The following is a 26216-nucleotide window of genomic DNA, read 5'->3' as shown; positions in this document are numbered from 1 at the left end:
ACACAGGATGAACACTGCGTTCTGAGCGTGGGGGCTGCGCCCCTGTCGCATCGCTGATACAACATTCCTCGACATTCAACGCGTCCAACAAACGGGAGACGTTCTCATGGCTAAGGTTCTGGTTCTCTATTATTCCGCTTACGGTCACATCGAGAAGATGGCCTATGCTGTCGCAGAAGGTGCAAAGTCCGCCGGTGCTGACGTCACCATCAAGCGCGTGCCGGAACTCGTCCCGGAAGAGGTCGCCAAGGCCTCCTACTTCAAGCTCGATCAGGAAGCCCCGATCGCAACGCCGGACGAACTGGCAGACTACGACGCCATCATCGTCGGCGCCGGCACGCGCTTCGGCACGGTCGCCTCGCAGATGCGCAATTTCTGGGATCAGACCGGCGGCCTATGGTTCGGCGGCAAGCTCGTCGGCAAGGTCGGTTCGGTCTTCACCTCGTCGGCAACGCAGCACGGCGGCCAGGAGTCCACTATCCTCGGCTTCATCCCGACGCTTCTCCACCACGGCATGGCCGTCGTCGGCCTCCCTTACGCCTTCCAGGGCCAGATGGGCACGGAAGAAGTCAAGGGCGGCTCGCCCTATGGCGCCTCCACCATCACCAACGGCGACGGCTCGCGTCAGCCCTCCGAAATCGAACTGGAAGCTGCAAAGTATCAGGGTGCCCACGTCGCCAAGATCGCTGCCAAGCTCACGGCCTAAATTTGAAAGTCTTGCAAATATCGAAGAGGCGCGGTGAAAGCTGCGCCTTTTTCATTGGGATTTTGATGGAATTTAATTTTGGTGCGGACGACGGGGGTCGAACCCGTACAGCCAAAGGCCGAGGGATTTTAAGTCCCTTGCGTCTACCAGTTTCGCCACGTCCGCGTGCCTTTTCCCATCAAGCACTTGAGTGATTCAGTCAAGGCTTGTTTTGCAGGAGGGGCCGATCAGCGTGAGCCTGACATGCTCGGCTCAGTGACCCTTGAGAACACTGACAAGCGCCGGTGTCACCTTCTTCTGTTGGAACATGGCCTTAAAATCGGCATAGCTGATCTTTCCCGATACCACACCGTTCATCAGTCGCTGACAAAAGAGTCGCTTTGCGTCGCTTCTTTGAGATTTGACGTAGAAAGCGATTTCATCCAGCGTTTCCGGTGGCAGGCGCTGCGACATGCACTTGTCGATGACCTGCGCTCGTGCCGTCGGGCTTTCCTTCATAATGGGGATGTTTTTCTCGAAGCTTTTTTCCTGCGAGGCGCAGGAAGCAAGCACCGCAAGAGTGAAAGCGATTACAGCTAGGCGCATGAGGCGCATGATGATGTTCTCCCCTCGAACAAAACTGGGATAAACATCTTCCGCGCGATTCTCAGTCCTATGCGCAAGTATAAGTTAATGCCAACATGGATAAGCGAAGCCCGCCGTAGCCGACGGATCGGATTTAAGGCGGGCCTCTAACCATCATCATGATGGCTGTGTCATATTGGACGCAGGGGGGGCTTGGCTGTCAATTCACAGATTTAGGGGTTTCGACAGTCAGGGGCATAAATGGTTAATGACTTGTTCGGTGCGGCCAATCTCGCCATTGCAGGACCGAAAGCGCGATAAAGAGGCTTTCTTTGCTCATCTTTCCTGTGTCATAGCGAGGGCGATTGAAGAAGGACGGATAGACCGTGGACAAACACAGTGTTCTCGAAGCCACAGAGGCCATGCGTGGCCTCTTCCCCGCAACGCCGCTGCAGCTAAACGAGCATCTTTCCGCCCGCTATGGCGCCGATATCTGGCTGAAGCGTGAAGATCTGACGCCGGTTCGCTCCTACAAGATCCGCGGTGCCTTCAATTTCTTTCGCAAGGTGATTGCCGAGGGAGGTACGGGAAAGACCTTCGTTTGCGCATCCGCCGGCAATCATGCCCAGGGCTTCGCCTTCGTCTGCCGGCATTTCGGCGTGCCGGGCGTGGTCTATATGCCTGTCACGACGCCGCAGCAGAAGATCGATAAGACCCGCATCTTCGGCGGCGAGTTCATCACCATCAAGCTCTTCGGCGATTTCTTCGATCAGTGCTATCAGGCGGCACGCGAGCATGTCGAAAAGATCGACGGCGTCATGGTGCCGCCTTTCGATCATGCCGATATCATCGAAGGGCAGGCGACGGTCGCAGCCGAGATCGCCGAGCAGCTGCCTGATGGCGTTATTCCCGACCACGTTTTGCTTCCCGTAGGCGGCGGCGGTCTTGCCGCGGGCATCACCGGCTATTTTGCCGATACGCTTCCGCGTGATACCTTCACCTTTGCCGAGCCTGCCGGCGCGCCGAGCCTGCGCCGCAGCATCGAGGCGGGGCAGGTGGTCACGCTTGCCAAGGTCGATAATTTCGTCGATGGCGCTGCCGTTGGCCGGATCGGCGAGCTGAACTTCGCCGCGCTCAAGGATTTCGCGGCCGAACAGGTGAAGCTCATCGAGGAAAACGCCATCTGCGTTACCATCACCGATATGTTGAATGTCGAAGGCGTGGTGCTGGAGCCGGCCGGCGCTCTGGCGATCACGGCGCTGGAAAAGCTCGATCGCGACAGCATTCGCGGCAAGACGATCGTTGCCGTCGTCTCCGGCGGCAATTTCGATTTCGAGCGCCTGCCTGATGTCAAGGAGCGCGCCATGCGCTATGCGGGCTTGAAGAAATACTTCATTCTGCGCCTGGCGCAGCGCCCCGGCGCGCTTCGCGATTTCCTCAACATGCTCGGGCCGGAAGACGATATCGCCCGCTTCGAATATCTGAAGAAGAGCGCCCGCAATTTCGGCTCCATCCTGATCGGCATCGAGACGAAGAATCCGGATAATTTCAAGCAGCTTATCGCGAACTTTGAAAGTTCCGGCATGGGCTATGAGGACATCACCGAAAACGAGATCCTGGCAAACCTGATCATTTGACTTTGCGACCCTGCAACCTTCATGCTAAAGGCGATCCATGGCTTCGTTCTTTTCAAATATACTTTCGATTTTCACTGGTGGCGCATCGCAGGCGGGCACTGCAAAGTCCGGCGGCTCGACGGTCAGCGTCGAACCCCAGGTGCATGCCGGCTGCACGATCTATGCGACGCCGCAGCGCGAGGGCAATCAGTTCCGGCTCATGGGCCGGATCGAGAAGGATGTGAACGGCGAGATCCTGGTGCGCAATTTCATCCGCGCCGATGTCTTCACCTCATCGGATGACGCGGTGGAATCGACCTTCCGCAAGGGCCAGCAGATCATCGATCAAAACGGTGCCGGCCTCTTCGGCGATGGCGAAAAGGTTCGCCAGGTCTGATATCGGGCGCATTTCCTTAATAGGCACCTGATGCAAGGGCCGCCTCCAGCGTCTGCTTTGGCGGCCCATAACAATCACTGACAATTGATGACTGATAGTTCGCAGGGTTCAAGCCGTGCGGAAGAGCTTGGCGCCGGACGGAGCGTTGATCGCGCCGCCGTCGACGGTGATCTCGATGGCTGTGACGTTGGCGGAATCGTCGGAGGCGAAATAGAGCGCGGCCTTGGCGATTTCGTCGGCTTCGCTCATGCGGCCGAGCGGGCTGAGGCTGCCGAAGCGGGCCTGTAGAGCATCGAGGGCCTCCGGCGTGGCAGCACGTGGGTCCCAGATCGGCGTCTTGGTGGCGCCTGGCGTGACCTGGTTGACGCGGATGCCGCGTGGCGCAAGTTCGGAAGCAAGATTGCGGGTCATGGCGCGAACGGCGCCCTTCGTGCCGGCATAGGCCGACGCGCCGGGAATGCCGAGAACGGCATGCACGGAGCCGTTCAGGATCACAGAGCCGCCATCGTTCAGATATGGCAAGGCAGCCTGTACGGTAAAGAACACGCCGGTGAAATTGATGCGGACGATGGTTTCGAACTGCTCAAGCGTCGTTTTGCCGAGCGGCGTATCCCCGGCAATGCCGGCATTGGCAAAGACCACATCGAATTTTCCAAGCTTCTCCGCAGCCTCGACAAAGGCTTTTTCCATGGCCGGGATATCGGTGGTGTCGGCCTGCAATGCCAGCACGTCGCCGCCGAGTTGCTCGGCCGCCGCAGCCAGTGTCTTGGCGTTGCGGCCTGTTATGGCGACCTTGGCGCCTTCGGCGAGAAAGAGGCGGGCGGTGGCAAGGCCAATACCGCTGTTCCCACCGGTGATGACGGCAACCTTGTTCTTGAGACGCATGTTCGTAGCTCCAGTTGGCTTTTGTCACGATCTGGATTATGATCGTTATCTATAAGGATTATGTTCGTAATCCATTTTGTCAAGCCGGACATGAAAGGATTTTCGATGGGCCGCTCACAATTGGAGAAGCAGAAGACGCACGAACGCATCGTGATGCTCGCCGCCAAGCGTTTGCGTGAGGAGGGATTGGAAGGGATCGGCGTCGCCGATCTGATGAAAGAAGCGGGGCTTACAGTCGGCGGCTTCTACAAGCACTTCGCCTCTCGCGACGAACTGGTGGCGGAAGCCGTGGAGTCAGCGATCGGGTCGTGGGGGCGACAGCAGGAGGACAAGGGGATCGATCCCGCAAGTATCTCGCTCGACGAGTATGTCGATACCTATCTCAGCGGACGTCACCGCGATCATTGCGGTGAGGGCTGTGCCTATGCGGCGCTGACGGCAGATATGGCGCGCAGCAGCGATACGGTCCGCGCTGTTGCGACGGAAGGCTTGCGGAGGAATTTCGATGCGATGACGGCGCGCATGCCGAAACCGGAGACAGCCGAAGCCAGACGCAAGGCGATCATCGCCTCCTGCCTGATGACCGGTGCGCTCGGCCTTGCGCGCGTGTCAAATGACGAGGCTCTTTCCGATGAAATTCTGGAAACCGTGAGGTCGTTCGTGAAGGAGTTGCCACAGGCGGAATAGCAAAGCGGCCGACTGATGCCGGCCGCCTGTCAATGTCTGAAGGCTGCAGTCGATTAAGCGGCGAGAGCCAGCTCCGAGGCGCGGGCCTGGGCGGCACCGACGGCCTTTTCGGCAGCTTCCGGACCAAAAGCAACGCCTTCGATGTAAACGGTCTCGACATCGGTGATGCCGATGAAGCCGAGAACCGACTTCAGGTAGGGAACGGCATGGTTCAGCGGGGCAGCCGGGCCTTCGGAGTAGACGCCGCCGGAAGCGAGCACGATATAGGCCTTCTTGCCGGTCGCCAGACCCTTCGGGCCGGTTTCCGTGTAGGTGAAGGTGCGGCCGGCGCGGGCAACGTTGTCGATCCAGGTCTTCAGCGAGGAATAGATGTTGAAGTTGATGAGGCCGGTGCCTATGACCAGGGTGTCGGCTGCCAGCAGCTCGTCGATCAGCGCGTCGGAAACCTTGACCAGTTCCTGCTGTTCGGGCGTGCGGGCGTCAGCCGGCGTGCGGATGGCGACCGTGAAGGGGCCATCGATGTGCGGCAGGTTGTCGGCAGCGAGATCGCGCTTGACGAGCGTCTTGCCCGGATTGTTGGCCTTGATCTTCTCGGCCAGTTCGGTGGCGATCTTCGTGGAGAGCGAGTCCGGACGCGGGCTGGAGGTCAGAAGCAGAATGGAGGACATATCCGTTTTCCTTTTCAATGAGTTGCTAAATCGGCTGGGAGAGTCCGATCACGTTCGCCTCCATAAATAAGTCGTCAGTGCTATCGAGAAAAACTGTGATAATATGGATTGGAATTATCGATAGAATGGATAGCCGCAGATGCTCCCCAATCCCACCCTTGACCAATTGCAGGTCTTTCTGACCGTCGCCGAGTCAGGCAGTTTCTCCGCCGCCTCGCGTGCGCTCAACCGCGCGCAATCGGTCATCAGCTACACGATTGCCAATCTGGAGGCCCAGCTCGAAATGCCGTTGTTCGAGCGGTCGGGCTCGCGCCAACCGAGGCTGACGGATGCGGGCAGGGTGATGCTGGAGGATGCGCGCCGCATTCTTTCCGATCTGCAAGTGATGCGCGCCAGGGTGAAGGGTTTGAAGACCGGGCTCGAGGCGGAGGTGGCCGTCGCCATCAGCGTCATGGTGCCGGTTCACGCCACCGTCGACGTGCTGCGCGAATTCCGTGATCGTTTTCCTTATGTTTCCCTGCGGCTCGATACCGGCGAACTCGGCTCGATGCTGGAGCTTGTCACAAGCGGCAAGTCGACGATCGGTATCGGCGGCTCGGTGGTGAAACAGGATGATGCTTTGGTGATCGAGCGCATCGGACATTCCTTCATGATGCCGGTTGCCGCCCCGACGCATCCGCTCGCTTTGCTGGGGCGGCCGTTGACGCTTGCCGATGTACGCGAAGAAGTGCAATTGGTCGTCACCGACGCGTCAAACCTCACCAATGGCAAGGATTTCAACGTCCTGTCCTACAAGATCTGGCATCTCAGCGACATCGCCACCAAGCATCAGCTGATCCGCGGTGGTCTTGGCTGGGGCGGCCTGCCGGCCTCGTTCATCATGGAGGATCTGCAGAAGGGTAGGCTGGTGCCTTTGGCTCTCGATGCCTATGATCAGAGTGAATATCCGCTCTATGCCATCCGCAAGGTGGATAATCCCCCTGGGCCTGCGGCTGCGTGGATGATCGAGGCTTTCCGTTCGCGCCTGACGCGGTGCCCGAGTCAAGAAGATTTCAAATCCGCCGTCGAGATGTTCCATCCGGAAGACAAGCGTCTGGCGGCGGAGTGAAAAAGTCTTCTCCCCGAAAAGCGAAGGCCAGGTGCGTAAGGGGCTTTTGTATCGTTAATTCCTTCTTCCCAGCGGGGAGAAGGTAGCCCGAAGGGTCGGATGAGGGGGTAATCGCCTCGAATCCATCGGCTTTCGCACTCTTGGCGCGCCCCTCATCCGCCTGCCGGCCCCTTCTCCCCGCTGGGGAGAAGGGGTGGTCAATGACTATAGCACCAGCCGGTAGTTGCGGAAGCCGTCGGCGCCTTCGCCGGCATCTTCGATCTTCACGCTCTTGACCTGATCGAGGAAATCCTTGGCCTTCGGCGAGCTCTGGAACCGTACGGTCGTATCCGCCAGCGGCTTGAAGGTCCAGTTGCCGTCGGCGGTCGGGTTGATCGTGCCCTGCTCGTGGACATAGCGCACGATAACGTCGCGGTTGGTGTCCGGTGCTTGATAGACCACCTTATCCGCCGCGATTTCCGGGAAGTTGCCGCCGCCGCCGGCGCGGTAGTTGTTGGTAACGACCAGGAATTTCTGTGCCGGGTCGATCGGCTTGCCGTTGAACTGAAGGCTCTGGATGCGGTTTGCATCGGCATTCAGAACCTTGCCGTCATCGCCGAAGCGGCGCGGCTGCGAGAGGTCGATCTGATAGGTGACGCCGTCGATGACGTCGAAGTTGTAGGACGGGAAGCTGCTGTTGATCAGATCCGCATCTTTGGCGCCGCGCTGCACCTGGTTGAACATCGCAGCCGACATTTCCAGCCAGTTCTTGACCTGCGCGCCGTTGATGACGACGGCCTGCACGGTGTTCGGGTAGAGATAGAGGTCGGCGACGTTCTTGATGGCGATATTGCCGGCGGGAACATCCGTATAATAATCGGCGCCGTTGCGGCCGCCGCACTTGAAGGGGGCTGCAGCCGAAAGAACCGGCAGGTCCTTGTACTGGGTCTCTTTCAATATGTTCTTGATGTACCAGATCTGCGCCTGGCTGACGATCTGGACGGAGGGATCATCGGCAACCAGCGCGAAGTAGGAATAGAGCGGCGCGGACGTCTTGCCGACAGGCGTGCGGACATAGGTCAGTGTCGCCTCATGCTCGGCCTTGGCGGCTTCCACGACTTCCTTCTTGTCGGCGACATCGGCAACGACCTTCTTCTTGTCGTCGCGATGATAGATCGGGCGCGCCTCGGAGGTGAAGTCAACGATCTTCCAGCTCTTGCCGTCCTTCTCCAGCAGCAGGTCGATAAGGCCGAGATGCGAACCCCAGAAACCGGCCATGACGGCGGGCTTGCCATGCAGCGTTCCCTTGACCGGATCGGCATCCTTGATGCCGTCCCAGGTCTTCGGGCCGGGGAAGACGAGGTGCTGGTGGCCGGTGAAGACGGCATCGATGCCATCGACCGCGGCAACATAGAGAGAGGCGTTTTCCATCTTCTCGCTCTGGCCGCTGCCGTCGATGCCGGAATGCGAGAGCGCGATGATGATGTCGGCGCCTTCGGCCTTCATGACAGGCACCCAGGCCTTGGCGGCTTCGACAATATCGCGCGTCTGCGCCTTGCCTTCGAGGTTCTTGATATCCCAGAGCATGATCTGCGGCGGCACGAAGCCGATGAAGCCGATCTTGATCGGGCTTTCATTGCCGGCACCGTCCTTGATCTTCTTTTCGAGGATCAGATAGGGCTTGAAGAACAGGTCGTCCTTGGTGGGATCGGAAGCAAGCTGGCCTTTGGTCAGGTTGGCGCAGACGAAGGGGAAGTTCGCGCCGGCCAGCACCTTGAACATGAAGTCGAGGCCGTAGTTGAATTCGTGGTTGCCGAGCGTGCCCACGGAATAGCCGAGCGTATTCATCGCCTTGATGACCGGATGGACGTCGCCATCCTTCATGCCGTGCTGATAGGCCATGTAATCGCCCATCGGATTGCCTTGGAGCACGTCGCCATTGTCGATGAGGAGCGAATTGGTGGCTTCGGCGCGGATATTGTCGATGATCGTCGCCGTACGCGTCAGGCCCATCGTGTCGTTCGGCTTGTCGGCATAGTAGTCATAGGGGAAGACGTTGACGTGAATGTCGGTCGTTTCCATAAGGCGCAGATGCGCCTGGTTGCCGGCGGCGCGGGCGGCGAAAGGATGCAGCACGATCAGCGCCGCCGCAGCACTGAGGCCTTGCAGCAGGGAACGGCGCGACATGCTGGGCAAATCCAGAATGGAAGACATAAGACACTCCTTCAACGATGGGGCTATGGTCCGTCGATCATCTCTCGGGCGAGGGAGATTAGGACGATTTTTGAAGGTGTGCACCAGGAATGTGACAGGCTTATTGTGGATCGTAGCCGGCTCAAGCCGGCATGCTGTCAACGTTTGAGAACCGGCTTCATGTCCTTATGGAAAAAGCGGAAATAGGATGCGACCTTAGCCGAGGCATTGGACGAGCGGTCAAACTCTATGCCGATACGGCCGTTGTGAGCCCAGCGCACGAAACCGTCCAGCAAGCCGATATCGTCGCATTCGACGCGAACCTTGCTGCCCGCGGCCGCATAAAGCGGCGCTTGAAGATCGAGAGCGATGCCGCTTGTGGAAATATCGACGACACGGCCGGCGACAAGTCTGGTGAAATATCGAACGTGGCCCGTGAGCCGCGCATGATGGCGCGGCGAGCCGCGTGTCTTGATTTTCAGATTACCCTGAACGGGAGATTTTGAAGAGAACTGCATGATGTTATCCCGGCTCATCCATCTTTTCTAGGTTTGGATATCAGATGTGCCTTGAGGGATGTTTAGCATAATCGCTAAAATTGTAGCCGGACGTCCCGAATCGGTACCGCATCGAGATGACCGCTGCAATCGGCGATGTGACTATGAGAGGTGCAGGATATGCGTATCGTTTCGTTGAATGCATGGGGCGGTCGGCTGCATGAGCCGCTGATGCCCTATCTCGTGGATGTCGATGCGGATATTCTCTGCCTTCAGGAAATGGTTCGCACGCAGGGAGCGGATGCCGATTGGCTGGTTTATCGCGATCACGGCATCGAGCTCCTGCAGCGCGCCAATCTCTTCGAGGAGCTGAAGGCTGCTTTGCCGGCTTACGATGCTTTCTTCCTCCCCGTGGCCCGAGGCGATCTTTTCGATGGGGACCGGCGATTCGATTCCGAGTTCGGACTGGCAACCTTCGTGCGCCGGACCTATCCAGTCATCGGCCAGGCAGCCGGCTTCGTTCACGGCGAATTCTCGGCCGATGGCTATGGGCCTCATCCGCGCTCCCGCAATGCCCATTGTATCCGCCTGTTCGACTATCAGCGCGGCTACCCAATAACTATTGCTCATCTGCACGGCCTGCGGGATCTGGAAGGGAAGGGCGATACGCCGGCCCGCCGCCATCAAGCAAATGCGTTGGTCGATCTCATCCGGCAAGTAAAGCAGGAGGGTGACAGGCTGGTCGTCTGTGGCGATTTCAACCTGCTGCCCGGCAGCGAGACCTTCGATATTCTCGGTCTACTTGGCCTTGTCGATCTCGTCACTTCAAGGGGACATGAGGATACGCGCACGTCCCATTACAAGAAGCAGCCGCGCTTTGCCGACTACATGCTGGTGACGTCCAATGTCGAGGTCATCCATTTCGATCCTGTAGCTGAGCCTGAAGTCTCGGATCACCGCGCTTTGCTGCTGGATTTGAAATAGGAAAGGTCACAGGCCAACATTTGGCCGGTCGATGATCTCACGTAGCGCGAAGCTGGAATTGATCTTCACGACGTGCGGCAGGGCTGAAAGCCAGTCGCGATGGATGCGTTCATAGTCCTCAAGGTCGCGCGCAGCGACACGCAATATGTAGTCGTATTCTCCAGACATGAGGTAGCAGGAGAGCACATTGGGGCAGCGCTTGACCGCGGTTTCGAATTCCGAAAGTGTCTTGGCGAACTGGCCGGACAGCGAGATGTGCACGAAGGCGATCATCTTGTAATCAAGCGCCTTGTGCGAGAGATGCGCGTGATAGCCGTCGATGACGCCGCTCTTTTCCAGAATATCGAGCCGCCGCGAACAGGCCGAAGGTGAAAGACCGACCTTCTCAGCCAGTTCCGCATTGGTGATCCGGGCATTTTGCTGCAGCATCCGCAGAATCGAATGATCTATGGCGTCTAGGTCGGACATTCGAAGAACTTTCGAAAAAACTCTTGCTCGCGCAATAAATCACGAAAAATGACTGTAGCGCAAATCGTCTTTGCAAGGACATTGCGGCGCGGTGGTGGTCTGATTTCATGTGGAGAAAATGAAAGACGCAAAAGCATTCGAGGAGGAATGAAATGCGCGTTGGCTGCCCCAAGGAAATCAAGAACCATGAATACCGCGTTGGTCTGACGCCGGCGTCCGTCCGCGAATATGTCGCCCATGGCCATGAAGTCTGGGTCGAGACGAAGGCCGGTGCTGGCATCGGCGCCGATGACCACGCCTACATTGCCGCAGGCGCCAAGATCGCCTCAAGCGCCAAGGATATTTTCGAGAAGTGCGACATGATCGTGAAGGTCAAGGAGCCGCAGCCCTCGGAATGGGCGCAGCTTCGCGAGGGACAGCTTCTCTACACCTACCTGCATCTTGCGCCCGATCCGGAACAGACCAAGGGCCTGCTCGCCTCGGGCGTCACCGCCGTGGCCTATGAGACCGTAACCGACGAGCGCGGCGGCCTGCCGCTGCTGGCGCCGATGTCCGAGGTTGCCGGCCGCCTGTCGATCCAGGCCGGTGCGACGGCTCTGCAGAAAGCCAATGGCGGCCTCGGCATTCTGCTCGGCGGCGTGCCCGGCGTGCTGCCGGCCAAGGTGACGATCATCGGCGGCGGCGTCGTCGGCCTGCATGCGGCCAAGATGGCCGCCGGTCTCGGCGCCGATGTCAGCATCCTCGATCGCTCCCTGCCGCGCCTGCGCCAGCTCGACGACATCTTCAACGGCCGCGTCCATACGCGCTATTCCAGCATCCAGGCTCTGGAGGAAGAAGTCTTTTCCGCCGATCTCGTCATCGGTGCCGTGCTGATCCCCGGCGCCGCCGCGCCGAAGCTGGTCACGCGCGAAATGCTGTCGGGCATGAAGCAGGGTTCCGTTATCGTCGACGTCGCCATCGACCAGGGCGGCTGTTTCGAGACCTCGCATGCGACGACGCATTCCGACCCGACCTATGTGGTCGAAGGTGTCGTGCATTATTGCGTCGCCAACATGCCGGGCGCTGTTCCCGTTACGTCTGCGCATGCGCTCAACAACGCCACGATTTATCACGGCCTCGCCTTGGCCGATCGTGGCTTGCGCGCCATCGCGGAAGACAAGCATCTCCGCAATGGCCTCAATGTCCATAAGGGCCGCATCACCAACCGGCCGGTGGCCGAGGCGCTCGGTTATGAGGCCGTTGCACCCGAAAGCATTCTGAACGTTGCGTAAAGCCCATCGCGCGCACGTCAGATGGAGGCGCCGGCATCCGCGTATGCCGGCGCCCCTGTTCTATCGATCCGGCATTGATAGCAGTTGTTTCGCGCCGAGCGGATATGGACATAGGCGATGTCGGGATGTTCGAGCAGCGAAGCCGCGTAAAATGCGATGTCATTGGTCGGCGTCACGGCGCCAGTTCCGTAGACGATGCGATCGTTCTGACCATAGCCGCGCACGATGAAATCCCGGCTGGTCGTCAGGACCGGCGGCAGCACTTCTACTGCCTCATAGCGCTGACACGGCGTCTTGTGCAGAAAGATCGGGCCTGTTTCCGCGTAAGGCTGCAATTCCGGGAAGGGGCGATAAGCAAAGACGAACAGCTCTTCGCCGGCATCGATATTGCACAGGCAGTGACGGCAGGGATGGCCGGGGCCATCGGAGATCATGGTCTCCGGCCGGTGACTATAGGCATCTGTGCCACCATTCCACAAAACTTCGGCATCGGACGTGGGCATGGCGGCAAAGGCGATGGAAGGCATGGCAAAGCTCCTTTTGAGATTTGCCATGTGATGCGCCGGAACAAGAACCAAAACCACCCGATTCCTGTCGCTAGGGAGCCCCTAGCCATTCTTGGCGAGCTCGAGCAATTCCTTGTCGCTCAGCGGTCGGACGATGCCTTCTCCGGTCGAGATCGGCGAGAAGCCGAACATCTGATAGAGCTGCAATGCCCGCGGATGATCGAGATTGTTCGTCGTCGTCACGATCCGCTGCGGGTTCAGCGTCCATATGGCGTAGAGCGACTGCAGCAGAAACCATTTGCCGATGCCGAGGCCGAGTGCGTTTTCGATGAGGCCAAAATGACTGAGCTCGATCGTTTCCTCGTCTTGCCGGAAATATTCGAAGAATCCACCCGGCGCGCCATTGACGTAAAGCACGCTGATATCGTTGCGCTGGTCGTGAAGAACAGCAGTCAATTGCTCGTCAGAAAGGCGCAGACGCTCCACCCAGTGCCAGCGGGCGCCAACCTGGCGATAGAGGTAGCGGTAGAAGGGCAGCGGGATGCCAGGCGCCCGCATGATCGCGGTCTGGATATTGACCGGCACCGGCAGGCTGGCCTTGGGCGGCGCGGTCATTTCCAGGCGGGTGATGTGAACCTTAATGGAGGAGGGCGTCTTCACGGCTATGATGCTCAATCTTGACCGGTGACGATGGACGTATCCGCCCGGCTGCCCCATTCCGACCAGGAGCCGTCATAGAGCTTGTTGTTGCCATGGCCGAGGGATTCGAGCGCCAGCGTGATGATGGCGGCGGTAATGCCGGACCCGCAGGTCGTCACCACGGGCTTGTCGAGATCGATACCGGCCTTCTCGATGGTTTCCCTCAATTCCGGCAGCGACTTGAACTTGCCGTTCGTGGCGAAGACGCCCGACGGCAAGCTTTTCGCGCCCGGCATATGACCCGAGCGCATGCCTTCACGCGGCTCCGGTTCCGTTGCTGCGAAGCGGCCGCCACTGCGGGCATCGGCGATCTGCAGGGAATGGCTGTCGACGATTTCTCGCATCTCGTCGAGCGAAACGACACGGTCGGCATCGAACTTCGGCTTGAATGTCGCGGGCGCGAAGCTAGGCGTCGCCGTCTCCAGCGGCCGACCCTCAGCCTTCCAGCCATCCAGGCCGCCATCCAGTACAAAGACATTCGGCGCACCCATGACGATGTGGAACAGCCACCAGACGCGCGGCGACGCAAACAGGCCCGGGCCGTCATAGATCACGATACGATCGCTCTCGCTGATGCCGAGCCTGCCGACCTCTGCCGCGAAGAATTCGGGCGAGGGGACCATATGCGGCAAGCCGGTCGAATGATCTGCAATCTTGTCCTGATCGAAGCGGATCGCGCCGGGAATATGGCCGCTGGCATATTCGGCATCGGCATCGCGCTTCTGCGCCGGCAGATAGAAGGATGCGTCGAGGATACGCAGGTCCTTGGCCCCAAGCTCGCCTTGCAGCCAGTCGGCGGATACGACGAAACGGCTCTTGTCCGCTGCCATGATGATCACTCCCTGCTTTAGTTTATTGGTCTTGATATCGAGATATAGGCGCTTGCGCGGTCAATTCTCGTCGGTCGGCGCGCCGAAACGAATACGGAAGCGGCGGTTTTCCTTGCCCTTCTTCTCGATCTTGGCGATGTGGATTGCGCCGACCTCCTGCGTTTCCGACACATGCGTGCCGCCGCAAGGCTGGCTGTCGATAGCCGAATCCTCGCCGATGCAGACGAGACTGACGCGGCCGAGGCCTATCGGCGGGCGCACATTCTTGGATTTGACGATGCCTGGATTGGCGATCAGCTCCTCATCCGTGATCCAGCGGACGAAAATCGGATGGTTCTCGTTGACGAGCGCCATCATTTTCGCCGTTACCTCGTCCTTGTCGATCGTCTCGCCCATGTCGAAATCGACCCGGCTCTCATCCTCGCCGACCGCAGCACCCGTAATCGGATAGGGACAGACCACCGAAAGCAGATGGCAGGCCGTATGCATACGCATCAGCTTGTAGCGCCGTGCCCAATCGATATGTAGCACCAGCTTCTCGCCGACGATGGGCAGCGGCTCGCCTTCAAGCGGTAGATGAATAATGATGTCCTTGATCGGCCCATGCTTCGTCTGACCGAGCATGATCCTCGAGCCGTCGCCGCGCTCGAGGAAACCGGTATCGCCAGGCTGTCCGCCCGAAGTCGCATAAAAGCAGGTCTGATCGAGCTCTATGCCCCCGTCTTCGTGGATCGCGGTAACGACCGCTTCGGTCGTCGATAGATAGAAATCGTCACGATAGAGGGCATTGACGGTCATATGATCACGCTGTTGTTTCGTAGGGGACGGCAATTTCAGTCCGCTTTTCCAAATAGCTTGGCAGCGGCAGGCCCTTCGACTTCAGGAAGTCGGGATTGAAGAGCTTGGACTGATAGCGATTGCCGTAATCGCACAGGATGGTCACGATCGTATGTCCGGGGCCGAGATCCCTAGCGAGACGAACCGCGCCGGCAATATTGATGGCAGTCGAGCCGCCGAGGCACAGGCCCTCGTGTTCGACCAGATCGAAGACGTAAGGAAGCGCCTCGGCATCGGTGACCTGATAGGCGAAATCGGGCGTGAAACCTTCCAGGTTTGCCGTGATGCGGCCTTGGCCGATGCCCTCGGTGATCGAAGAGCCGGAGGATTTCAACTCGCCATTCTTGTAGAATTCATAGAGGGCGGCGCCTTCCGGATCGGCAATGCCGATCTTGATATCCTTGTTGAAGGCGTGCAGGCCCATCGCGACGCCCGCCAGCGTACCGCCGGAGCCGACCGAGCAGATGAAGCCGTCGACCTTGCCATTGGTATCGGCCCAGATTTCCTTGGCGGTCGTCTCGATATGGGCCTGACGGTTGGCAACATTGTCGAACTGGTTGGCCCAAATCGCGCCGTTAGGCTCGGTCTTCGCGAGCTGCTCGGCCAGGCGGCCCGAGACCTTCACGTAGTTGTTCGGGTTCTTGTAGGGGACAGCGGGAACTTCCACCAGTTCGGCCCCGAGCAGCTTCAGCGCATCCTTCTTTTCCTGGCTCTGTGTCTCAGGAATGACGATGACGGTGCGATAGCCGAGCGCCTTGGCAACCAGCGTCAGGCCGATGCCGGTATTACCGGCCGTGCCCTCGACGATGACGCCCCCAGGTCTCAGCAGGCCCTTCTTTTCGGCATCGCGAATGATGTACAGCGCGGCCCGATCCTTCACCGATTGGCCGGGATTCAAAAACTCGGCCTTGCCGAGAATGGTCGAGCCCGTCGCCTCGGAGGCGCCCTTGAGCTTGATCAACGGCGTATTGCCAATTGCTTCGAGGACGGACGGATGGACGGTCATTGGAATCTGCCTTCTGTTCGCAACTACTGTAAGAACGGTCTTTTCCCTTCACAAGGCGGGATAGGCAAGAAATTCTGTTCCTTGCTATCTATTCGCCTCGCAAAATTCGACTTGGCGAGCGTCTCGGCCTACCTCTTTCATCCAAGTCCTCGGTCTCCAATTGGTGACATTGTTTTCCCGATGACGCCGTTAGTCTGGCCGAAAGCGGCCACAATGATGCGCTATTTCTAAATTGCCACGAACGGTCGCGGTTTAAGCGTTTGATGTAGGCGGCCGTCAGCCAAGGAGAAGAGCCATGAGCCCGTTCATCGCACGTCCTGAACATGGAGTGGTCTGGATCACCGGCGCCAGTTCCGGTATCGGCCGCGCGCTCGCGCTGAAGCTGGCTGAAGAAGGCTACAAGGTCGCCGTTACGGCGCGCAGTCACGACAAGCTTCTGGCCCTGCAGGCCGAGGCAAGCGCGCTTGCAGGCAGCATTGTCGTGCTCGACGGCGACGTGACCGATACGGAGGACATGGAGCACACAGTTGCGGCAATTGAATATCAGCACGGCCCCATTGCCCTGGCGGTTCTGAATGCCGGCGTCTATTTGCCGGCACGGGGCGAAGACCTCAATCACGAAGTGTTCGAACGCAGTTTTGCCGTCAATCTCCATGGCGTCGTCAACTGCCTCGTTCCGGCGGTGCGGCATATGCGGGCGAGGGGATACGGCCAGGTTGCCCTTGTCTCATCCGTCGCCGGTTATGGCGGACTTCCCCGCGGTGCGGCTTACGGAGCCAGCAAGGCCGCGCTGATCAACATGGCGGAAAGCCTGAACTTCGAGCTCGATCGCATGGGCATCCGCATCCAGCTCATCACCCCGGGCTATGTCGACACGCCATTGACGACGCAGAACAAGTTCGAGATGCCTGATATCGTGTCGGCACAACAGGCGGCTGATGCGATCGCGGCCGGATTGAAATCTCCATCCTTCGACATCAGTTTCCCGAAGAGCATGGTCTATCGGGCAAAGCTGCTGAAGTTTCTGCCCTATAGCCTATATTTCAGGGTGCTCAGGTATTTTCTGGGGAGCGGCAACCCACGCCGGCCGACCAGGCCGCATATAACCGCGCATCCGGCCGAATAGCGCCTATCCATTATCTTTAAGCGATGCGTGCGCGGCGAGTGCACGCCGCCGCGCCATGGCATGATCGACGATGGGGCGGGGGTAGTGTTTGCCGAGTTCTACGCCCGCACGCTTGAGCACATCATCAGGCGCCTCGAACGGCCGATGAATATATTTGCGGTCAAGATTTGCCAGTTCCGGTACGAAGGTCCTGACATAGCCGCCATCCGGATCGAATTTCTCGCCTTGTAGCACCGGATTGAAGATGCGGAAGAAGGGGGAGGCGTCGGCGCCGGAGCCCGCAACCCACTGCCAGTTTGCCGTATTGGCGGCCGGATCGGCATCGACGAGCGTATCGCGAAACCAGGCTTCGCCGTCACGCCAGTCGATCAGTAGATCCTTGATGAGAAAGGAGGCCGCGATCATGCGGACGCGATTATGCATCCAGCCGTGGCGCCAAAGCTGCCGCATGCCGGCATCGACGATCGGATAGCCCGTTTGCCCACGCTGCCAGCTTCTCAGCAGCTTGGCATCGGTAAGCCAAGGGAAGTCGTCGTAGCGATCGTTCCAGTTTTCCGTCCTGAGTTTCGGGAAATGAAAGAGCTGGTGATAGCAGAATTCGCGCCAGACAAGCTCCTTGCGGAAGCGGACGACATTGTCCGTGGCGATATTGTCAGGCAGTCCGCGCGTCGCATGCCAGATACGGGCGGGCGAAATCTCTCCGAACGCAAGATGCGGAGAAAGCAGGGAGGTTGCGGGCTTGTCCGGAAAATCGCGATCGACCGCATAAACGTCGACCGCGCCATCGATGAAGCCCTTCAGCTTCTCTTGCGCCGCTGCTTCGCCCGGTGTCCACATCTGCGGAAAGGCGATCGCCCAGTTCGGCTTGGTGGGTAGCAGCGACCAGGCATCGAGCCTATCCGATTTCGGCCAATGGCTAGGAGCTGGAAGTTTTTCGGGCGGCTCGATAGGAAACGGGGGTTCGCCGGATTGCTCGAACGCACGCCAGAACGGCGTATAGGTCTTGTAGTGGTTGCCGGTGCCGGTGCGCAAGCGTATCGGCTCATGCAGCAGCTGGCCGGCAAAGCTGGTGGCTTCAATGCCGTTGCCCCGCAGTGCCTTCTTGATCTGCGTGTCTGCCGCTATGCCGGCCGGATCGTAGCGCCGGTTCCAGACGATGGCTTCGGCGCCAGTCTCCGCAATAAGGTTATCGAGTACAGCCAGCGCATCGCCTTGTCGAAGGATGAGCTTGCTGTCGAGCCTACCGAACGCCACTTGCAAGGCAGCGAGCGAATGGTGCAGCCACCATTCCTGCGCGTCGCCCAGCGGCCCGCCGCCATTTCCTTCGAGCTCGAGAATATAGATCGGAATGACGGGACGGCCTGATGTTGCGGCGGCCTGCAGGGCGTGATTGTCGTCAAGACGCAGGTCCTTGCGAAACCACAGCAGGATGGGCTTTGTCTTCGATGTCGTCATGGTCGCGGCCGATCGCCTATCCTTCGCTTCTTTCAGCAACATACGACACCAGCAGCGAATGGTTCCGCTACCGCGCGTTTTATAATGGAATCCTACACGCAACTCTCGTGAGGAAATCTGGATGCGGTTTGTGATATAGGGCGTGCTTGTCACTGTTCTGTAATGCAAATTCGCTAGCAGTCCACCCGATTGACGTGCCGAAATGGACAGGCGGGGAAGATTAAAATGGCGGAAATCCGCATTGAACAAGTTCGCAAGGCCTATGGCCGCAATCCGGTCGTTCATGGCGTCGACCTGAATTTCCGATCGGGCGAATTTGTCGTCATCCTCGGACCTTCCGGATGCGGCAAGTCCACGCTGCTGCGCATGATTGCCGGCCTTGAGGACATCACCTCGGGCGAGATCAGCATTGACGGCAAGGTGGTCAACCAGCTTGAGCCGCGCGAGCGCGGCTGCGCTATGGTCTTCCAGAACTATGCGCTCTATCCGCACATGGATGTCGCCGCCAACATGGGCTATGCGCTGAAGGTCGCCGGTGTGCCGCGCGCCGAGCGTGATCGCCGCATCAGAGAAACCGCCAAGATCGTCGGCCTCGAGGATTTCCTCGCCCGCAAGCCGGCCGAGCTTTCCGGCGGTCAGCGCCAGCGCGTCGCCATGGGCCGCGCCATCATCCGCGAGCCGAAGGTTTTCCTGTTCGACGAGCCGCTTTCCAATCTCGATGCCAAGCTGCGCGTGCAGATGCGCGTCGAAATCCGCCGCCTGCACAAGCGCTTGTCGGCAACATCGGTCTTCGTGACGCATGATCAGGTCGAAGCCATGACGCTCGCCGACAAGCTCGTCGTCATGTACAAGGGCAATGTCGAGCAGGTCGGCACGCCGCTCGAGGTCTACAACACACCGCGCACCCGTTTCGTCGGCTCCTTCATCGGCTCTCCGGCCATGAATTTCCTGGAAGGCACTTTCGCGGCCAATGGCGAGCAATTCATCTTCGACGGCATTCCGATCGCCATCGACGCCAACATCGGCAAGCGCCATGCAGGCCAGCCGGTCGCCCTCGGCCTCCGGCCGGAACATGCGCGCCTCGTTCCTGCCGGTACGCCCGGCGCTATCCCGGCAACCGTCGATTTCGTCGAAGAACTCGGCGCCGGCCGCGTCATCCATTGCGATATCAACGGTTCGAGCTTCGCCGTCGCCGTTGCCGATCATACGACGGGCCAGACCGGTCAGTCCGTAGCGCTGGAACTGCCGCAGCAGCACACGCATCTGTTTGCCCAGGATACCGGGCTGCGGCTCGACGCCGTTGCTTCGGTTACGCCGCTGAAGGTGCTGGCGAGCTGAATTTCAAACATAGCTTTTCAGTAGGTGTGCCCGGAAGTTTTCCGACTTCCGGGTTTTTTGTATGTCGCAGGTCGAGTGAGTTTAAGTGAAGTTGGGTTTGCGCAGGGATATTCCGGCACGATACCGATGAATACTCGATCGTAGTGGACTGCCGCGGCGCCAAATGCGGCGCGGCAGGAGGACGAGATTACTTCTCCGTAGCGATCATGCCGCGAACGACCCAACGCTGCATCAGCACGACGACGGCAAGCGGCGGAATCATAATGATCAGCGTGCCGGCCATAGCGATATGCCACTCCGGAAGGCCGCCAAAATTCGGGATGAGCGACTTGAGTTCGTGAACAGCCGTTATGTGGGCGGGATCGGTGGTCACCAACAACGGCCACAGATACTGGTTCCAGGCCCAGAGGAACATAATTGTACCGAGGGCGGCCATATTGGTGCGCGACAGCGGCAGCAGGATGTCGACGAAGAAGCGCAATGCTCCGGCGCCGTCCATGCGCGCGGCCTCGGCCAGCTCATCCGGTATGGTCAGGAAGAACTGGCGGTAAAGAAAGGTGCCAGTCGCCGTCGCGACCAGCGGCAGGATAAGGCCGATCGAAGAGTTAAGCAGCCCGAGGTTCAGGGAGACTTCGATGCCCGTAAGCTTTGCGATGAGCCAGGTGATTCCGGTAAAGTCGAGAATTCCCTGGAAGGGCGACAGGACGTTCGCTGCGACCGCATAGGTCGGCACGATACGCACTTCGAGCGGCAGCATGAGCGTTATGAAGATCAGCCAGAAAATGAAATGGCGGCCCGGATAGCGGAAATAGACCAGGGAAAAGGCCGTTATCGCCGAAATGAGCACCTTGCCCACCGCAACGCCGGTGGCGAAGATCAGGCTGTTCAGCAGCTTCGGGCCGAGACCCGCGGTCGTCCATGCCGTCTGCATGTTGACCCAGAAATCCGAACCAGGGATCAGCGACATCGGCACTTTGTTGACGTCGGCGATGTTATGCGATGCGGCAATGGCGACGATAGCCAGCGGGCCCACGGCGACGATGAAGCCAAGGAGCAGGATCAGGTGAGTAAAGAAATTGAGAATGGGGGTGCGCTCGACCATGTCAGCCTCAACGGTAATGCACGCGCTTCTCGATGAAGCGGAACTGGAAGATGGTAAGCAGGACGATCAGCAGCATGAGAATGATGCTCTGCGCCGCCGCACCGGAAAAATCGAGACCTTTGAAGCCGTCCGAATAGATCTTGTAGACCATGAGGTTGGTCGAGTTGTGCGGGCCGCCCGATGTCATGATGTCGACGATGCCGAATGAATCCTGGAAGCTTTCGGTGATGTTGATGACGAGTAGGAAGAAGATCGTCGGCGTGATCAACGGGAACTGGATGTCCCAGAAGCGGCGCAGCACCCCGGAGCCATCCATGGCGGATGCCTCGATCAGCGCGCGTGGAATGGCCTGGAAAGCGGCGAGGAAGAAGATAAAGCTGTATCCGATATATTTCCACGAGAAGGCGGCGATGACGCAGGCCATGGCGGCGTTGCCGTCGAGGCCCGGGTCCCAGAATCCCGGCCACCACTGATTGACCACGGCCATGAGGCCTGCTTCTGGCGCCAGGATGAAGCGGAAGGCCATCGCCGATGCGGGTGCCGCAATACCGTAAGGCCAGATCAAGACGACACGGTAGATTTTCGAGCCGCGCAGCTGCCGATCGGTCAGGGCCGCTAGTATCAGCCCGCCCGCCATGGAAATACTTGTGCTGATAGCAGCGAAGATGATGCTGATCGTGACCGAGTTCCAGTAATCGGAACTGGCGAGAATGGATTTGAAATTGTCGAGCCCGACCCAGATATTGCCGCCGCCCCACGGCTGCTGCAGCGTCAAGGACCAGAAGACCGCCTGACCCGCCGGCCAATAGAAAAAGGTGAAGATGAGAAGCAATTGCGGCACTGCGAACAGGATGCCGACGCTCCATTTGTTGAAAGTTACTCGCTTTTCCATTGTCTCTACCGGCTTGAGATCTCGATGCCATGCTTGCCTTCATAACGAACGTCCGCCGGGAAACCCCGGCGGACGCTGTTCTGTTACGAGCTTGGCCGCTTACGGCAGCTGCTTGCCCTTGTAGGTGGCTTCGAAACGCTCGAGCACGGCGTCGCCGTTCTTGACGAGGTTGTCGATGCCTTCCTGAACGCTGACCTTGTTGGCGAAGATGGCCTGCATCTGGTTGCCGAACTCGGCGCGGATCTGCGTGAAGCTGCCGAGGCGAATGCCGCGGGTGATCGCAGTCGGCTCGGAAGCGGTCAGGCTGGCGATAGCGACTTCGCGGCCCTTGAAGGGAGCCTTGTCGTAGAAGCCGGAGGACTTCATGAATTCGAAGCCGGACTTCGTAACCGGGATGTAGCCGGTGTTGGTCGACCAGAAGAGAGCGGTTTCGGGCTTGGCGATGAAGTTCAGGAACGCGGCAGCGCCCTTGTATTCGTCAGCCGATTTGCCGGAGAGAACCCAGAGCGAAGCGCCGCCGACGAGCGAGTTCTTGCGCTCGGTGCCGGCGTAGACCGGAAGCTCGGCAACATCCCAGTTCATGTCGGCCTTATGGGTCTTGCCGACCGTGCCATGGTCGCCGACCGAGGTCATGATCATCTGGCAATCGCCGGCGGCGAAGGCCTGGACCATGTCCTGACCGAGATCCTTGGACTTGATCTTGACGAGGCCCTGATCGTACCAGCTCTTGAGATCAGTCACATACTTGACGAACTTCGTCTTGTTGACGGTCAGGCGGGCGTCGAGGCCATCGTAGCCGTTGTTCTTCGTAGCGATCGGCTGGTCGTGGATAGCAGAGAACTGTTCCATCAGCTGCCAGCTTTCGTTGCCGGAGATGTTGATGGCCATCGGGCATTCATAGCCGGCGCCCTTCAGGGCCTTCATGTCTTCCGCAGCTTCTTCCCAGGTCTTCGGCGCGGCGGTCTTGCCGATCTTGGCAAAGGCGTCCTTGTTCCAGTAGAGCAGGGCGGTCGAAGAGTTGAAGGGGAAGGAGAGCAGCTCGCCCTTCGAGGTGGCGTAGTAGCGGGCGATACCCGGGAAATAGTTGTTCCAGTCAACCTTGTAGCCGTTCTCAGCCATCAGCTTGTTGACCGGATAATAGGCGCCCGAAAGCATCATCGTTGCCGTGCCGACGTCATAGACCTGGACGATCGTCGGCTGCTTGCCGGCGCGGAAGGCGGCAATGGTGTTCTGCAGCGCGGCGTCGTAGTTGCCCTGGCTGACACAGGAAACTTCATAATCCTTCTGGGAATCGTTGAAGTTCTTGCAGAGCGTCTCAACGACGCGCTGAAGGTCGCCCGACAGACCGAACCAGAAATCGAACTTGACCGGAGCTGCGGCAGCCGGCATCGCCAAAGCGACGCTCATGACGCCAGCAGCGGCGGCAGAAATGTAATTTTTAAGTTTCGACATAATCCCTATTTCCTTTTGAAAGCTCGGAACCGGTGGCCTTGCGCAAGTCCGCGGTAGCGCGGGTTATAGACAAGCTGTGTGACAGTTTGTTGTGGGCAAGAATCCCGCATTGACGGGCTTTTTCACAAGCGCAGCGGCTCTGCGGAGCAGCGTTCGTTGCAGGATCGTGCATTTGCGGTTTTGCTAATCAAGAGGTGCGGGCCGCGTGCGTTCGTTCATGGATTGCTGGTCGGCTAAGAAGACGCAATGGTCTTCCTTGCTTGTGCCCCGAGCGATGTTGCAAGATCGCCGGTGGGACGTTCGGAACGCATTGGAGGAATGAGAACATGGGTCTCAGCGAGCGGCAGAAAATGGCGGCGGGGGAGTGGTATTGCTGTTTCGATCCGGAACTCGACGCCTTGCGCTGGCAGGCACGCGAGGCTGTGCATGCACATAATACAATGCCGCCCGCCCAACGCGGCAATCTCGCGCCGGCTTTGTCTGCGCTCTTTGCCGAGATCGGCGAGAGCGTCTTCATCGAGGCGCCGTTTCATTGCTCCTATGGCATCAATATCTCGCTCGGCCGCCGGGTCTACATGAATGCCGGCTGCACGATCCTCGACAGCGCCACCGTACGCATCGGCGACGGCAGCATGCTGGGGCCGGGCGTTCATATCTATTGCGCCGAACATCATAAGGACGCCGAATTGCGCGGAGCGGGGGTGGAAATTGCCCGGCCATTGACGATCGGCAGAAGCGTTTGGATCGGCGGCGGCGCGATCCTTGTCGGCGGCGTGTCGGTGGGGGACGGCGCGATCATCGGTGCCGGCGCGGTCGTCACCAGGGATGTTGCCGCCGGTACAACCGTTGTCGGCAATCCGGCTCGTCCCGTTCGTGCGCGATAGGAAGAAGAGAGTTTAGTTTGCCGGGCGGCGTTTTCGCGTCCACCATACAGCGAAACGGCGACGCCAGCGGCGCACTGTAGGCATGTCGTGCGAGAGCACGATAAAGCCCAATGGCAGCATCCAGAAACCGAGCACCGGCAGAAAGCCGAGCAGTCCGCCGAAGACAAGCGCTATCCCCACGCCGACGCGGGCAAGGCGTGAACGGGGCAGGGGAATTCTCACGGAGCCGAAAACCAGCTCGCGGGTCGAGGGATCAATACCAAAACGGCGGGTTTTCCGGCCATTCCGATCGGCATTTGCTGTCGTTTCGCTTTGATCGGTCATCCACAGGAAATGGTGGCGCGAGGAAATAATGCAAGAGAATGCATTTTTTTTGAAAAAACCGCTTGGCAAATCGGGAAAGCATTTGTATTACCCCGCTCACACCGCGCCAAGCGCATTCCCTGGTAGCTCAGCGGTAGAGCATTCGACTGTTAATCGACAGGTCGCCGGTTCGAATCCGGCCCGGGGAGCCACTCTTCTTCTACAGAATTGAAGCTGATATCGGCGCTAGCCCGCCCGATTGATTGCATCCTGCGTCTGTAATTCTCAAAGCTGATGAGTGCGTCCGGGCTTATAGCAGTACATTTTTGCAGTTTTATTGCGCATGCCTCGTGGCGCTGACTTCGGCCGCGGCTCGTCTGGTTCAATAGCCTTATCGTCGTTGACCTGTCTTTCTCATTCATGCCAGATTGCCGCCGCTTGTCAGTCAGGCGTCAGTTCCGATGGGCAATCGGGGGATGTGGGCGAGATCTGGCGCATTGGGGGATAAGATGGCTGAGAATGCGAGCTTTCGTGGTGGAATGGCGCTGGGATGGGTTCTTAGCGCAATTGTGACTCTTGCATTGGTGGCGGATGGGGCCGTTGATCTGTTTGCGCCGGCATGGATTAGGCCGCAGATTGAGGAGACGGGTTTTCCGGTAGGGTTGGCAACACCGCTCGGCCTAATCATCCTCGTCTGCGTCGTTCTTTACGCAATTCCGCGCACGGCCGTCCTTGGAGCGATCCTCGCGACCGGTTTCTTCGGCGGCGCTATTTGCGCCCATTTCCGTCTCGGAGAAATCGGGTCGCCTCCACAACTTATCAGTTTATTGCTCGGCGTCATGGCGTGGGCTGGTCTTTATCTTCGCGACGCACGTGTTCGGCGCCTGCTGCCCCTTCGTTCGGTGGACGACCGAAAATCGAGTGCATAACTCATTCCGAATTTTTGCGGTGCAATAACAATATCTTGCGCTGCACTTCCCTTATCACGGGACGGTGAATGGTAGCGGGCTAATGAGGTTGCGCCAAGGTGAAGCATCCGTGATTTTCAAGAGCCCGCAGAGGCGGCTCTTGGCGGATACATGAGGTATTTCTGAAAAAATTAGTTCAAGGTATGGTTGCTCTCGCGAATGTGAGAGCATGTTCATGTGTCGTTAATGCGATGCGGCGCATGAACGTAATGCGCGATCCGCGCAGCATAGTCCCCCAATGCTTTAGAGGTTCGACATGAAAAATCTGATTCTTGCTTCTGCAGTAGCTGTGGCGTCGGTCTTTGCCTTCAGCGTGCCGTCTGAGGCCGCCCCGATGCATCACCATTATCGGCATCACCACTATCATCATCACTGCCATGTGAAGAAAGTGAAGCGCAAGGTTCATGGACGCTGGGTTGTGCGCCATGTGCGCGTCTGCCGCTGATCGAAAGACCTAGGAACCGGCGCAGGTTCCTCTTTTAAGCGATACGGCCGCCGCCGGAATTCCGATGGAAGCCGTATTGTTTGCATTATACCTCGAACTGACCCGCTGCCTACGTCTGGCGTGAGTTTGGCAGCCGGCATATCAGTCGCGATATGCCAACTGGTCGCAGCCGCCAGCGCACTAGGGTCGAATCTCGAATATCACGCCGCCATGGCGGCGATGATGATAGCGACGGTCGTCCCGCCATCTATCATCCCAATGGCGGCGGCGATCCCAGCCGCGATCACCATGCCAATGACGGCGATCGCGATCGCGCCAGCGGGGCCGGTCGTCATCGCGCCACCGGCGCG

The 26216-nt window shown here is 59.0% G+C and carries 29 protein-coding genes and 2 tRNA genes; 13 read left to right on the top strand and 18 right to left on the bottom strand.

Annotation, left to right across the window (positions count from 1 at the left end):
- Window positions 1–106 precede the first annotated feature (106 nt).
- Complete coding sequence (gene wrbA / locus PH562_RS09715) at window positions 107–706, top strand: NAD(P)H:quinone oxidoreductase type IV (protein WP_285172799.1); 600 nt, start codon at window positions 107–109, stop codon at window positions 704–706.
- A gap of 79 nt (window positions 707–785) precedes the next feature.
- Here the strand turns inward: wrbA and PH562_RS09710 are convergent.
- Both PH562_RS09710 and PH562_RS09705 read right to left on the bottom strand, forming a co-directional pair.
- Window positions 786–871 (bottom strand) — tRNA-Leu (locus PH562_RS09710).
- Between the two features lie 87 nt (window positions 872–958).
- The gene (locus PH562_RS09705; protein ID WP_285172798.1) at window positions 959–1300 is read right to left on the bottom strand and encodes a hypothetical protein; all 342 of its coding nucleotides are present in this window, start codon (window positions 1298–1300) and stop codon (window positions 959–961) included.
- A 356-nt stretch (window positions 1301–1656) separates the two neighbouring features.
- Here PH562_RS09705 and ilvA point away from each other — a divergent pair, with 356 nt between their 5' ends.
- Complete coding sequence (gene ilvA / locus PH562_RS09700) at window positions 1657–2907, top strand: threonine ammonia-lyase (RefSeq protein ID WP_285172797.1); 1251 nt, start codon at window positions 1657–1659, stop codon at window positions 2905–2907.
- 37 nt (window positions 2908–2944) lie between these two features.
- Window positions 2945–3283: an HlyU family transcriptional regulator gene (locus PH562_RS09695; protein ID WP_113233332.1), complete on the top strand. Its 339-nt coding sequence runs from the start codon at window positions 2945–2947 to the stop codon at window positions 3281–3283.
- Between the two features lie 108 nt (window positions 3284–3391).
- Here PH562_RS09695 and PH562_RS09690 read toward each other — a convergent pair whose 3' ends face one another.
- Window positions 3392–4168, bottom strand: a complete 777-nt coding sequence (locus tag PH562_RS09690) for an SDR family oxidoreductase (protein ID WP_285172796.1) — start codon at window positions 4166–4168, stop codon at window positions 3392–3394.
- A 105-nt stretch (window positions 4169–4273) separates the two neighbouring features.
- Here PH562_RS09690 and PH562_RS09685 point away from each other — a divergent pair, with 105 nt between their 5' ends.
- Entirely contained in the window at window positions 4274–4855 is a 582-nt protein-coding gene (locus PH562_RS09685) for a TetR/AcrR family transcriptional regulator (RefSeq protein ID WP_285172795.1), read from the top strand.
- A 53-nt stretch (window positions 4856–4908) separates the two neighbouring features.
- Here PH562_RS09685 and PH562_RS09680 read toward each other — a convergent pair whose 3' ends face one another.
- Window positions 4909–5523: an FMN-dependent NADH-azoreductase gene (locus tag PH562_RS09680; protein ID WP_112340986.1), complete on the bottom strand. Its 615-nt coding sequence runs from the start codon at window positions 5521–5523 to the stop codon at window positions 4909–4911.
- A gap of 139 nt (window positions 5524–5662) precedes the next feature.
- Here PH562_RS09680 and PH562_RS09675 point away from each other — a divergent pair, with 139 nt between their 5' ends.
- The gene (locus PH562_RS09675) at window positions 5663–6631 is read left to right on the top strand and encodes a LysR family transcriptional regulator (RefSeq protein WP_285172794.1); all 969 of its coding nucleotides are present in this window, start codon (window positions 5663–5665) and stop codon (window positions 6629–6631) included.
- A gap of 204 nt (window positions 6632–6835) precedes the next feature.
- Here the strand turns inward: PH562_RS09675 and PH562_RS09670 are convergent, their stop codons facing one another.
- Window positions 6836–8824 (bottom strand): bifunctional 2',3'-cyclic-nucleotide 2'-phosphodiesterase/3'-nucleotidase, encoded by a 1989-nt coding sequence (locus tag PH562_RS09670; RefSeq protein WP_285172793.1) that lies wholly within the window; start codon window positions 8822–8824, stop codon window positions 6836–6838.
- Window positions 8825–8961: 137 nt separating this feature from the next.
- Complete coding sequence (locus PH562_RS09665; RefSeq protein WP_285172792.1) at window positions 8962–9321, bottom strand: PilZ domain-containing protein; 360 nt, start codon at window positions 9319–9321, stop codon at window positions 8962–8964.
- Window positions 9322–9480: 159 nt separating this feature from the next.
- Between PH562_RS09665 and PH562_RS09660 the strand changes: the two genes are divergently transcribed.
- The gene (locus PH562_RS09660) at window positions 9481–10284 is read left to right on the top strand and encodes an endonuclease/exonuclease/phosphatase family protein (protein ID WP_285172791.1); all 804 of its coding nucleotides are present in this window, start codon (window positions 9481–9483) and stop codon (window positions 10282–10284) included.
- 6 nt (window positions 10285–10290) lie between these two features.
- Here PH562_RS09660 and PH562_RS09655 read toward each other — a convergent pair whose 3' ends face one another.
- Window positions 10291–10752 carry an Lrp/AsnC family transcriptional regulator gene (locus PH562_RS09655; RefSeq protein ID WP_075852386.1) on the bottom strand — a complete coding sequence of 154 codons (462 nt, stop codon included), beginning with the start codon at window positions 10750–10752 and terminating at the stop codon, window positions 10291–10293.
- A 152-nt stretch (window positions 10753–10904) separates the two neighbouring features.
- Between PH562_RS09655 and ald the strand changes: the two genes are divergently transcribed.
- Window positions 10905–12023 carry an alanine dehydrogenase gene (gene ald, locus PH562_RS09650; protein ID WP_285172790.1) on the top strand — a complete coding sequence of 373 codons (1119 nt, stop codon included), beginning with the start codon at window positions 10905–10907 and terminating at the stop codon, window positions 12021–12023.
- 17 nt (window positions 12024–12040) lie between these two features.
- On the opposite strand, the gene PH562_RS09645 is transcribed toward ald, so the two are convergent.
- From PH562_RS09645 to PH562_RS09625, 5 genes are all read right to left on the bottom strand, one after another.
- On the bottom strand, window positions 12041–12550 hold the full coding sequence (locus PH562_RS09645; RefSeq protein ID WP_285172789.1) for a DUF1203 domain-containing protein: 510 nt from the start codon (window positions 12548–12550) through the stop codon (window positions 12041–12043).
- A gap of 81 nt (window positions 12551–12631) precedes the next feature.
- On the bottom strand, window positions 12632–13246 hold the full coding sequence (locus PH562_RS09640) for a GNAT family N-acetyltransferase (RefSeq protein WP_285172788.1): 615 nt from the start codon (window positions 13244–13246) through the stop codon (window positions 12632–12634).
- On the bottom strand, window positions 13201–14058 hold the full coding sequence (gene sseA / locus PH562_RS09635; protein ID WP_285172787.1) for a 3-mercaptopyruvate sulfurtransferase: 858 nt from the start codon (window positions 14056–14058) through the stop codon (window positions 13201–13203). The genes PH562_RS09640 and sseA overlap by 46 nt, the downstream gene beginning before the upstream one ends.
- A 60-nt stretch (window positions 14059–14118) precedes the next feature.
- Complete coding sequence (locus tag PH562_RS09630; RefSeq protein WP_285172786.1) at window positions 14119–14856, bottom strand: alanyl-tRNA editing protein; 738 nt, start codon at window positions 14854–14856, stop codon at window positions 14119–14121.
- 4 nt (window positions 14857–14860) lie between these two features.
- Window positions 14861–15901, bottom strand: a complete 1041-nt coding sequence (locus tag PH562_RS09625) for a cysteine synthase A (protein ID WP_285172785.1) — start codon at window positions 15899–15901, stop codon at window positions 14861–14863.
- A gap of 295 nt (window positions 15902–16196) precedes the next feature.
- On the opposite strand from PH562_RS09625, the gene PH562_RS09620 reads away from it, so the two are divergent.
- Window positions 16197–17027 carry an SDR family NAD(P)-dependent oxidoreductase gene (locus PH562_RS09620; protein ID WP_285172784.1) on the top strand — a complete coding sequence of 277 codons (831 nt, stop codon included), beginning with the start codon at window positions 16197–16199 and terminating at the stop codon, window positions 17025–17027.
- A gap of 3 nt (window positions 17028–17030) precedes the next feature.
- On the opposite strand, the gene PH562_RS09615 is transcribed toward PH562_RS09620, so the two are convergent.
- A complete protein-coding gene (locus PH562_RS09615) occupies window positions 17031–18482 on the bottom strand; it encodes a cryptochrome/photolyase family protein (protein ID WP_285172783.1) in 1452 nt (483 codons plus the stop codon).
- 225 nt (window positions 18483–18707) lie between these two features.
- On the opposite strand from PH562_RS09615, the gene PH562_RS09610 reads away from it, so the two are divergent.
- Window positions 18708–19820: a sn-glycerol-3-phosphate import ATP-binding protein UgpC gene (locus PH562_RS09610; protein ID WP_112610111.1), complete on the top strand. Its 1113-nt coding sequence runs from the start codon at window positions 18708–18710 to the stop codon at window positions 19818–19820.
- Window positions 19821–20007: 187 nt separating this feature from the next.
- Here PH562_RS09610 and PH562_RS09605 read toward each other — a convergent pair whose 3' ends face one another.
- The 3 genes from PH562_RS09605 to PH562_RS09595 form a co-directional block, all read right to left on the bottom strand.
- The gene (locus tag PH562_RS09605) at window positions 20008–20922 is read right to left on the bottom strand and encodes an ABC transporter permease subunit (protein ID WP_113233343.1); all 915 of its coding nucleotides are present in this window, start codon (window positions 20920–20922) and stop codon (window positions 20008–20010) included.
- 7 nt (window positions 20923–20929) lie between these two features.
- On the bottom strand, window positions 20930–21814 hold the full coding sequence (locus PH562_RS09600; RefSeq protein ID WP_113233344.1) for a carbohydrate ABC transporter permease: 885 nt from the start codon (window positions 21812–21814) through the stop codon (window positions 20930–20932).
- A gap of 99 nt (window positions 21815–21913) precedes the next feature.
- Window positions 21914–23266 (bottom strand): extracellular solute-binding protein, encoded by a 1353-nt coding sequence (locus tag PH562_RS09595; RefSeq protein ID WP_285172782.1) that lies wholly within the window; start codon window positions 23264–23266, stop codon window positions 21914–21916.
- Between the two features lie 326 nt (window positions 23267–23592).
- On the opposite strand from PH562_RS09595, the gene PH562_RS09590 reads away from it, so the two are divergent.
- Window positions 23593–24150 carry a sugar O-acetyltransferase gene (locus PH562_RS09590; RefSeq protein WP_285172781.1) on the top strand — a complete coding sequence of 186 codons (558 nt, stop codon included), beginning with the start codon at window positions 23593–23595 and terminating at the stop codon, window positions 24148–24150.
- 12 nt (window positions 24151–24162) lie between these two features.
- Here the strand turns inward: PH562_RS09590 and PH562_RS09585 are convergent, their stop codons facing one another.
- Window positions 24163–24474: a hypothetical protein gene (locus PH562_RS09585; RefSeq protein WP_113233470.1), complete on the bottom strand. Its 312-nt coding sequence runs from the start codon at window positions 24472–24474 to the stop codon at window positions 24163–24165.
- 116 nt (window positions 24475–24590) lie between these two features.
- Here PH562_RS09585 and PH562_RS09580 point away from each other — a divergent pair.
- From PH562_RS09580 to PH562_RS09570, 3 genes are all read left to right on the top strand, one after another.
- Window positions 24591–24665, top strand: a tRNA-Asn gene (locus PH562_RS09580).
- A 297-nt stretch (window positions 24666–24962) separates the two neighbouring features.
- On the top strand, window positions 24963–25382 hold the full coding sequence (locus PH562_RS09575; protein WP_285172780.1) for a DoxX family protein: 420 nt from the start codon (window positions 24963–24965) through the stop codon (window positions 25380–25382).
- A gap of 295 nt (window positions 25383–25677) precedes the next feature.
- Window positions 25678–25866, top strand: coding sequence for a hypothetical protein (locus tag PH562_RS09570; protein ID WP_113233347.1), 189 nt, complete (start codon window positions 25678–25680; stop codon window positions 25864–25866).
- A gap of 200 nt (window positions 25867–26066) precedes the next feature.
- Here the strand turns inward: PH562_RS09570 and PH562_RS09565 are convergent, their stop codons facing one another.
- Window positions 26067–26201 (bottom strand): hypothetical protein, encoded by a 135-nt coding sequence (locus PH562_RS09565; RefSeq protein WP_285172779.1) that lies wholly within the window; start codon window positions 26199–26201, stop codon window positions 26067–26069.
- Between the last annotated feature and the right edge of the window lie 15 nt (window positions 26202–26216).

Source organism: Rhizobium centroccidentale, assembly GCF_030182565.1.
GTDB lineage: Bacteria > Pseudomonadota > Alphaproteobacteria > Rhizobiales > Rhizobiaceae > Rhizobium.
The sequence above is the reverse complement of the archived record's forward strand: the minus strand, read 5'-3'. Positions and strand labels throughout refer to the sequence as shown.

Coding starts and splice junctions, on each gene's coding strand:
- wrbA (WP_285172799.1), top strand. CDS start 107: ATGGCTAAGGTTCTGGTTCTCTATTATTCCGCTTACGGTCACATCGAG.
- PH562_RS09705 (WP_285172798.1), bottom strand. CDS start 1,300: ATGCGCCTCATGCGCCTAGCTGTAATCGCTTTCACTCTTGCGGTGCTT.
- PH562_RS09695 (WP_113233332.1), top strand. CDS start 2,945: ATGGCTTCGTTCTTTTCAAATATACTTTCGATTTTCACTGGTGGCGCA.
- PH562_RS09690 (WP_285172796.1), bottom strand. CDS start 4,168: ATGCGTCTCAAGAACAAGGTTGCCGTCATCACCGGTGGGAACAGCGGT.
- PH562_RS09685 (WP_285172795.1), top strand. CDS start 4,274: ATGGGCCGCTCACAATTGGAGAAGCAGAAGACGCACGAACGCATCGTG.
- PH562_RS09680 (WP_112340986.1), bottom strand. CDS start 5,523: ATGTCCTCCATTCTGCTTCTGACCTCCAGCCCGCGTCCGGACTCGCTC.
- PH562_RS09675 (WP_285172794.1), top strand. CDS start 5,663: ATGCTCCCCAATCCCACCCTTGACCAATTGCAGGTCTTTCTGACCGTC.
- PH562_RS09670 (WP_285172793.1), bottom strand. CDS start 8,824: ATGTCTTCCATTCTGGATTTGCCCAGCATGTCGCGCCGTTCCCTGCTG.
- PH562_RS09665 (WP_285172792.1), bottom strand. CDS start 9,321: ATGCAGTTCTCTTCAAAATCTCCCGTTCAGGGTAATCTGAAAATCAAG.
- PH562_RS09660 (WP_285172791.1), top strand. CDS start 9,481: ATGCGTATCGTTTCGTTGAATGCATGGGGCGGTCGGCTGCATGAGCCG.
- PH562_RS09655 (WP_075852386.1), bottom strand. CDS start 10,752: ATGTCCGACCTAGACGCCATAGATCATTCGATTCTGCGGATGCTGCAG.
- ald (WP_285172790.1), top strand. CDS start 10,905: ATGCGCGTTGGCTGCCCCAAGGAAATCAAGAACCATGAATACCGCGTT.
- PH562_RS09645 (WP_285172789.1), bottom strand. CDS start 12,550: ATGCCTTCCATCGCCTTTGCCGCCATGCCCACGTCCGATGCCGAAGTT.
- PH562_RS09640 (WP_285172788.1), bottom strand. CDS start 13,246: ATGGGGCAGCCGGGCGGATACGTCCATCGTCACCGGTCAAGATTGAGC.
- sseA (WP_285172787.1), bottom strand. CDS start 14,058: ATGGCAGCGGACAAGAGCCGTTTCGTCGTATCCGCCGACTGGCTGCAA.
- PH562_RS09630 (WP_285172786.1), bottom strand. CDS start 14,856: ATGACCGTCAATGCCCTCTATCGTGACGATTTCTATCTATCGACGACC.
- PH562_RS09625 (WP_285172785.1), bottom strand. CDS start 15,901: ATGACCGTCCATCCGTCCGTCCTCGAAGCAATTGGCAATACGCCGTTG.
- PH562_RS09620 (WP_285172784.1), top strand. CDS start 16,197: ATGAGCCCGTTCATCGCACGTCCTGAACATGGAGTGGTCTGGATCACC.
- PH562_RS09615 (WP_285172783.1), bottom strand. CDS start 18,482: ATGACGACATCGAAGACAAAGCCCATCCTGCTGTGGTTTCGCAAGGAC.
- PH562_RS09610 (WP_112610111.1), top strand. CDS start 18,708: ATGGCGGAAATCCGCATTGAACAAGTTCGCAAGGCCTATGGCCGCAAT.
- PH562_RS09605 (WP_113233343.1), bottom strand. CDS start 20,922: ATGGTCGAGCGCACCCCCATTCTCAATTTCTTTACTCACCTGATCCTG.
- PH562_RS09600 (WP_113233344.1), bottom strand. CDS start 21,814: ATGGAAAAGCGAGTAACTTTCAACAAATGGAGCGTCGGCATCCTGTTC.
- PH562_RS09595 (WP_285172782.1), bottom strand. CDS start 23,266: ATGTCGAAACTTAAAAATTACATTTCTGCCGCCGCTGCTGGCGTCATG.
- PH562_RS09590 (WP_285172781.1), top strand. CDS start 23,593: ATGGGTCTCAGCGAGCGGCAGAAAATGGCGGCGGGGGAGTGGTATTGC.
- PH562_RS09585 (WP_113233470.1), bottom strand. CDS start 24,474: ATGACCGATCAAAGCGAAACGACAGCAAATGCCGATCGGAATGGCCGG.
- PH562_RS09575 (WP_285172780.1), top strand. CDS start 24,963: ATGGCTGAGAATGCGAGCTTTCGTGGTGGAATGGCGCTGGGATGGGTT.
- PH562_RS09570 (WP_113233347.1), top strand. CDS start 25,678: ATGAAAAATCTGATTCTTGCTTCTGCAGTAGCTGTGGCGTCGGTCTTT.
- PH562_RS09565 (WP_285172779.1), bottom strand. CDS start 26,201: ATGACGACCGGCCCCGCTGGCGCGATCGCGATCGCCGTCATTGGCATG.